Origin of the sequence: Streptomyces spongiae (genome assembly GCF_009377185.1) — a bacterium.
Taxonomy (GTDB): domain Bacteria; phylum Actinomycetota; class Actinomycetes; order Streptomycetales; family Streptomycetaceae; genus Streptomyces; species Streptomyces spongiae.
The window spans coordinates 1-6,480 of sequence record NZ_VJZC01000562.1 but is presented as its reverse complement, the minus strand read 5'-3'; the positions used below and the strand labels follow the sequence as shown (position 1 = coordinate 6,480).

Below are 6,480 nucleotides of genomic sequence, written 5' to 3'. Positions count from 1 at the left end.
GGACGGGTAGGGGCGGCGGGGGCGAGACAAACGCCTCAGCCCGAGAACGCCTCAGCCCGAGAACGCCTCCGCGAACGCCCCATCCCCCTGCTCCACCCCGCTGCAGTCGTTCTGCGCACCCGACGGAGAGTCGCTCTCACACTGCTGGTCACGGAAGCTGGCCCACACAGACGTCCACGCGACCCCCTTCTCCACGGCGAACTCCCGCACCTGAGCCGCGTCCTCCAGCGTGAACGTCTCCTCGTCGATGTCGTTCTGGCCGATCATCGAGGTGAGGGCCATCCCCTGCCACGCCGCGGAGTCCGAGAGACCGAAGATGTCGGCGAGCTGGTCATGCGTCGCCGAGGCGGCCTTCTCGGCGTAGTCCCCCATGTCGTCGTCGTACGAACTCCCGTAGTTCATGGTCATGATGTTGACCGTGGAGACCTCGACGGAGTTGTCGTTGGCCGACTCCAGTAACGCCACACTGTCGTCGTCGAGGCCGGACGGCATGACGGGCAGTGTGAAGGAGACGGACAGGTCCGGACGGTCCTCCTGGAGAAGCGCTATCGCCTTGGAGCGCAGCTCCACCGACTCGGAGTCCTTCAGCGTGTCCCCCTCGACGTCGAAGTCCGCCTCGGTCGCCCCGGCCGCGTCGAGCGCCTTCCCATACGCCGCGGCCAGCTCCGACGCACTGTCACAGGCCCGCGCCAGCTCCGTCCCCGAGGCCCCGCCGAAGGACACCCGCACGGTCGCACCCGAGTCCGCCAGGGCCGCGACGCGGGACTTCACCGCCGAGTCGCCGATCGCCCTCGACCCGTCCCACTTCGGCGTGCAGTCACTGCCGTCCGCGATCACGAACGCCAGGTTGTACGCCGACGCCGAACCCGCCGAGTCGAGGTCGGACGCGGTCGTGGCGCTCACATAGGGCGCGTACCCCGTCGCCGTCTCCTCGGCGGTGCCGGTACTGCTCGGTTTCGGAGGCTCGGCCTGTGTCGTGGACCCGGCGCCGGTGTCGCTCCCGTCCGAGCCCGAGCCCGAGCCCGAGTCCGAACCCGACCCCGAGGAGCAGCCCGCACAGGCCAGCGCCACCAGGCAGAACAGTCCGGCAGCCGGCTTGAGGAAACTCCGCATTGGCATATGACCCGCTCCCATGGTCGTTCATGATTTCCGTCGTGATTTCTGTCTCAGCACGGAAACAAAGCGCGTTTCCGTGCTGGAAATGAATCACACGAGGCTGTGCTTCATGAAGATCATCGAACCACAGGAGGTTCATGGGAAAGCTGGTGTCAAGTGGACAAGTCCGACTTTTGAAGGGGAAATTACGGGTCATAAGCATCTCTCCGCCCTCACACAGGCGTTCTTGGATTCTCTAAGGAAAGCCACAGGTTAAGCCATTTCTCATGGGTGTCTCACATGAGAAAACGAGAACGCGGCACATAAAGACTGCCTAATATCCCGGGATATGCAATCCGAGTCCGCCATCGAAAACTCAGGCTCCGCGAGCACCCCGGGGACCTATCCCGCGGCCGCCGCTTCCGCTCGCGGCCGACGCCGCAAGAGCGGCAGGGGAGCCGGGTCCGAAGAGGGTCCCGTGTTCGTCGACAACTCCGGCCGCAGGGCCAGAATGCTGCGCCGGATCGGCACGCTCCTCGGCGTCGTGTGCCTCGGCTACGCCGTCGTCCTCGGCATGGCGTTCATGGGCTGGGGCATCTCCGCGTCCCCGTCCGAACTGTTCCCCTTCGGCGGTGGCGGCGGACAGGCCGGCGCCCCGGGCGGTGGCCCGCAGCCCCAGGGCGGCCAGGGAGGTCTCGCCCCCTCCGGCGCCCCCGGCGGCACCCCGCCCTCGGGCGCGCCCTCCGACCTTCCGACCCCGACAGCGTCCGCCACCGTCGGCGCCAACTGACCGGAGCGCAGCCACCCTCATGACCACTTCGACGCCTCCACGCGGCCGCCGACGCGCCCCTTCCAAGATCGACCGGGCCCGGGGCAAGGCCGCCGCCCTCCAGAAACCCCGCGCGATCCTCGCCCTGCTGCTCCTGCTCGGGCTGACCAGCGTGATGCTCCTCGACGGATATCTGCGCGCCGAGGTCGGCGGCGACCAGCGCGTTCGCGCCGGAGCCAGCTCCAGTGACGTACCCGACGACATCCTCGACGGCGGGCCGATCCTCACCTTCCGCGGCGGCCAGGCCGAGACCCAGTCCGTGCCGGACAAGACGATCGCGCTGACCTTCGACGACGGCCCGAACCCCACCTGGACACCCGAGATCCTCGACGTGCTGGGGGAGTACGACGTCCCCGCGACCTTCTTCGTGGTCGGCTCGATGGTCTCCCGCTACCCCGGCATCGTGAACGACATGGTCGACCAGGGCCACGAGATCGGCATCCACACGTTCACGCACGTCGACCTGTCGTACCAGAGCGACGCCCGCGTCACCCGCGAGATGACCCAGACGCAGCTCGCGCTGGCGGGCGCGGCCGGGATCACCACCACGCTGTTCCGCGCGCCGTACTCCTCGGAGACCGACGCCATCGACAACTACAGCTGGCCCGTCTACAAGAAGCTCGGCGAGGACGGCTACACCAGTGTCTTCGTCGACACCGACAGCGACGACTGGAAGAAGCCCGGCGTCAAGAAGATCGTCAAGTGGGCCACGCCGGAGGACGGCGAGGGCGCCTCGGTCCTCATGCACGACGCCGGCGGCGACCGTTCGCAGACGGTGAAGGCCCTCGGCACGTACATCAAGGAGATGAAGGCGAAGGGCTACACCTTCACCACCGTCAGCGGCGCCATCGAGCAGCAGCGGGACGGGGAGAACGGGGCCGGGCAGTCCGGGGAGTCCGGGGAGTCCGGGCAGCAGCCCGGCGGTCCCGAAGGGCAGTACGGCGCCCCCGGCGGCACACAGAACAACGGAAGCCAGAACAACGGCCCCCAAAGCGGCGCCAACAACCTCCAGGCCGCCCACCGCACCGCCACCGGCGCGACCTTCTACGAGGGCAAGGCACTCATCGCCGCCGTGTACGTCGCCGAGTTGACCGTCCCCACGCTCTCGGTCGGGCTCGGCGTCGTCGGCGTCGCCGTCCTGGGCCGCTTCGGGATGATGCTGATCCTCGCCCGCCGCCACCACCGCCAACGCAACAAGCGCCGGTTCAGCTGGGGGGAGCCGATCACCGGCCCGGTGACGGTGGTCGTGCCCGCGTACAACGAGAAGGAGTGCATCGCCAACACCCTCAACTCCCTGGCGCAGAGCACCCATCCGATCGAGATCATCGTCGTGGACGACGGCTCGACGGACGGCACGGCCGACATCGCGGCGGGCCTCGGCCTGCCCAACGTACGGGTCATCCGCCAGGCGAACGCGGGCAAGCCGGCCGCCCTCAACAACGGCGTCCGCAACGCCAGTTACGACATCGTCGTGATGATGGACGGCGACACGGTCTTCGAGCCCGACACCGTACGGCAGCTGGTGCAGCCCTTCGCCGACCCCGGCGTCGGCGCGGTCGCGGGCAACGCCAAGGTCGGCAACCGCAACACCATGATCGGCGCCTGGCAGCACATCGAGTACGTCATGGGCTTCAACCTCGACCGCCGTATGTACGACCTTCTGCGCTGCATGCCCACCATCCCCGGCGCGATCGGCGCGTTCCGCCGCGACGCCGTGCTGGAGGTCGGCGGGATGAGCGAGGACACCCTCGCCGAGGACACCGACATCACCATCGCCATGCACCGGGCGGGCTGGCGGGTCGTCTACCAGGAGCACGCCCGCGCCTGGACCGAGGCGCCCGGCTCGCTCAAGCAGCTGTGGTCGCAGCGCTACCGCTGGTCGTACGGCACCATGCAGGCCCTCTGGAAGCACCGCAAGTCCCTGACGGACAAGGGCCCTTCGGGCCGCTTCGGCCGCGTCGGCATGCCACTCGTCGTCATCTTCCAGATCCTCACACCGGTCTTCGCACCGCTGATCGACGTCTTCACGGCGTACGCCATGATCTTCGTCGACTTCCAGGCGTCCCTGTTCGCCTGGCTGGCCGTCCTCGGCGTCCAACTCGTGTGCGCGGCCTACGCGTTCAGGCTCGACAACGAGAAGTACCGGTACCTGCTGATGCTTCCGCTCCAGCAGCTCGCGTACCGCCAGATGATGTACCTCGTCCTGATCCACTCCTGTGTCACCGCCCTGACCGGCGGCCGTCTGCGCTGGCAGAAGCTCAAGCGCACGGGCGAGGTCGGCACCCCGGCGGGAGCGAACTGATGAGCTGGGGGACGGAGCAGCAGGGGTACGAGCAGGGCTACGGCTACGGGTACGGCCAGCCTGGGTACGGGCAACAGCCGGACCCTGCCGGGTACGGAGAGCAGCAGTACGTGTATCCCTACCCCCAGCAGTACGGCGACGCCGGGCAGTACGCCGACCACGGGCAGTACACCGACCATGGACAGCCGTACGCGACGGACACGGCCCCCTTGCCGGTGGTCGAGCCGGAGCCGGAGCCGGAGCAGGCCCCCGTACCGGAACCGGAGAGGGAGGCGACCGCACCCCCCGCCGAGGCGAAACGACCGGCGCGCGACCGCTACTTCGACACCCTCCGGGCCGTCGCCCTGGTCCGCGTCGTCGCGTACCACACCTTCGGCTGGCCCTGGGCGGGCATGCTGTTCCCCTCCATGGGGATCATGTTCGCCCTGGCCGGCACCCTGATGGCGAAGTCCCTGGAGCGCCCGGCGGTCACGGTGATCAGGAGCCGTGTCCGCCGCCTCCTGCCCCCGTTCTGGTTCTGGGGCTTCTTCGTGGTCGTCGCGATGATGGTCCACGACTGGATGCCGGGCTGGCAGATCGTCTTCTGGGTGGTCCCGCTGGGCGACCCGCCGGGCAACGCGTGGGGCGAGCAGGCATGGGAGGTCCTCTGGTACCTGCGCACGTACCTGTGGTTCGTGCTGCTGTCGCCGGTGCTGCTGAGGGTGTTCCGGCTGGCACCCGTGCCGGTGCTGCTCCTCTCCCTGACCCCGATCGTGGTCTTCCACTTCGTGTGGGAACCGGCGGACGACCGGTTCGGCACCGCCCTGACCGACCTGGCCACCTTCCTCTTCTGCTGGATGCTCGGCTTCGCCCACCGCGACGGGGTCCTCAGGAAGCTGAAGCCGGGCCCGGTGGCCGCCGGCTCGCTCGCCGCGCTGGCGTACGGCGCCTGGTACGCCTTCACGCACCAGGCCGAGACCGGCTCGTACGACCTCGACGACATCCCGCTCGCGCAGGCGTTCTTCTCGGCGGGGTTCGTGACGCTGCTGATGTACGCCAAGGAGCACTTCGCGATCGACTTCGCCTTGCTGACGCGCTTCAGGCGGCTGGACAGGGTGGTGACGATCTTCAACGCCCGCGCCGTGACCCTGTACCTCTGGCACGAGGTCGCGCTCGTTCTGGCCGTCCCGCTGATCGACCAGTTCTGGAACGTGCCCGCCTTCGAGACGTACCTGCCGCTGGAGAGCCAGTGGTTCATGTTCGGCATCGGCTGGATCCTGATCGTCGGCTTCATCCTGCTGTGCGGGTGGGTGGAGGACGTGGCGGCGAAGAAGAAACCACGGCTGTTGCCGTAGGGCGGCGCGCGGGTGGGCCGGGCGCGGGTGCGTCCGGCCCGTACTGCCACAATGGGCACGTGACCCGCGCATCCCTGGACAAGCAGCCGCACGAAGTCGCCTCGATGTTCGACGACGTCGCGGAACGGTACGACCTGACCAACGACGTGCTGTCCCTCGGGCAGGCCCGGTTGTGGCGCAAGGAGGTCGCGAAGGCCGTCGACGCGCGGCCCGCGCAGAAGGTCCTGGACCTCGCCGCCGGCACGGCCACCTCGTCGCTGCCGTTCGCCCGGACGGGTGCGTACGTCGTGCCGTGCGACTTCTCCCTCGGCATGCTCCGCGTCGGCAAGCAGCGGCACTCCTGGCTGCCCTTCACGGCGGGCGACGCGACGAAACTCCCCTTCAAGGACGACACCTTCGACGCGGTGACGATCTCCTTCGGACTGCGGAACGTCCAGGACACGGACAGCGCGCTGCGCGAGATGTACCGGGTGACACGGCCCGGCGGGCGGGTGGTGATCTGCGAGTTCTCGCACCCGACGTGGGCGCCGTTCCGCACCGTCTACACCGAGTACCTGATGCGCGCCCTGCCTCCTGCGGCCCGGGCGGTGTCGTCCAGCCCCGACGCGTACGTGTACCTCGCCGAGTCCATCCGCGCGTGGCCCGACCAGCCGGCCCTGGCCGAGCGCCTGCGGAAGGCGGGCTGGGGGAGCGTGGCGTGGCGGAACCTGACGGGTGGGGTGGTGGCGTTGCACAGGGGATTCAAGGCCGAGTAGGCCAGCCCCCTACCGCAACACCGGAACGAGCCCCCTACCGCACTACCGGAACCAGCCCCCCTACGCAACACCGGAGACGGGTCCCTACCGCAACACCGGAAACGGATCCCCCCGTTCATCCAACTCCCGCTGCAACCCACCGGGAGGCGGCCCGCCCCGCCGAGG

The 6,480-nt window shown here is 68.8% G+C and carries 5 protein-coding genes; 4 read left to right on the top strand and 1 reads right to left on the bottom strand.

Going from position 1 to position 6,480, the window contains the following annotated elements; genetic code table 11:
• Nucleotides 1-51: 51 nt before the first annotated feature.
• Complete coding sequence (locus FNH08_RS41490; protein WP_152776687.1) at nt 52-1,113, bottom strand: chitinase; 1,062 nt, start codon at nt 1,111-1,113, stop codon at nt 52-54.
• A 460-nt stretch (nt 1,114-1,573) separates the two neighbouring features.
• On the opposite strand from FNH08_RS41490, the gene FNH08_RS52635 reads away from it, so the two are divergent.
• The 4 genes from FNH08_RS52635 to FNH08_RS41470 are packed head-to-tail and all read left to right on the top strand — an operon-like array spanning nt 1,574 to nt 6,315.
• Nucleotides 1,574-1,885 carry a hypothetical protein gene (locus FNH08_RS52635; protein ID WP_322726308.1) on the top strand — a complete coding sequence of 104 codons (312 nt, stop codon included), beginning with the start codon at nt 1,574-1,576 and terminating at the stop codon, nt 1,883-1,885.
• A gap of 19 nt (nt 1,886-1,904) precedes the next feature.
• Nucleotides 1,905-4,226, top strand: coding sequence for a bifunctional polysaccharide deacetylase/glycosyltransferase family 2 protein (locus FNH08_RS41480; RefSeq protein WP_152776684.1), 2,322 nt, complete (start codon nt 1,905-1,907; stop codon nt 4,224-4,226).
• Nucleotides 4,226-5,560, top strand: coding sequence for an acyltransferase family protein (locus FNH08_RS41475; protein WP_152776683.1), 1,335 nt, complete (start codon nt 4,226-4,228; stop codon nt 5,558-5,560). Before FNH08_RS41480 ends, FNH08_RS41475 begins: the two co-directional genes overlap by 1 nt.
• A 59-nt stretch (nt 5,561-5,619) precedes the next feature.
• Nucleotides 5,620-6,315, top strand: a complete 696-nt coding sequence (locus tag FNH08_RS41470) for a demethylmenaquinone methyltransferase (protein ID WP_322726307.1) — start codon at nt 5,620-5,622, stop codon at nt 6,313-6,315.
• Nucleotides 6,316-6,480: the final 165 nt, after the last annotated feature.

What these genes read in the sequence shown, in the direction of transcription:
- FNH08_RS41490 (WP_152776687.1), bottom strand. Translation starts at nt 1,113, where the DNA reads ATGCGGAGTTTCCTCAAGCCGGCTGCCGGACTGTTCTGCCTGGTGGCG.
- FNH08_RS41480 (WP_152776684.1), top strand. Translation starts at nt 1,905, where the DNA reads ATGACCACTTCGACGCCTCCACGCGGCCGCCGACGCGCCCCTTCCAAG.
- FNH08_RS41475 (WP_152776683.1), top strand. Translation starts at nt 4,226, where the DNA reads ATGAGCTGGGGGACGGAGCAGCAGGGGTACGAGCAGGGCTACGGCTAC.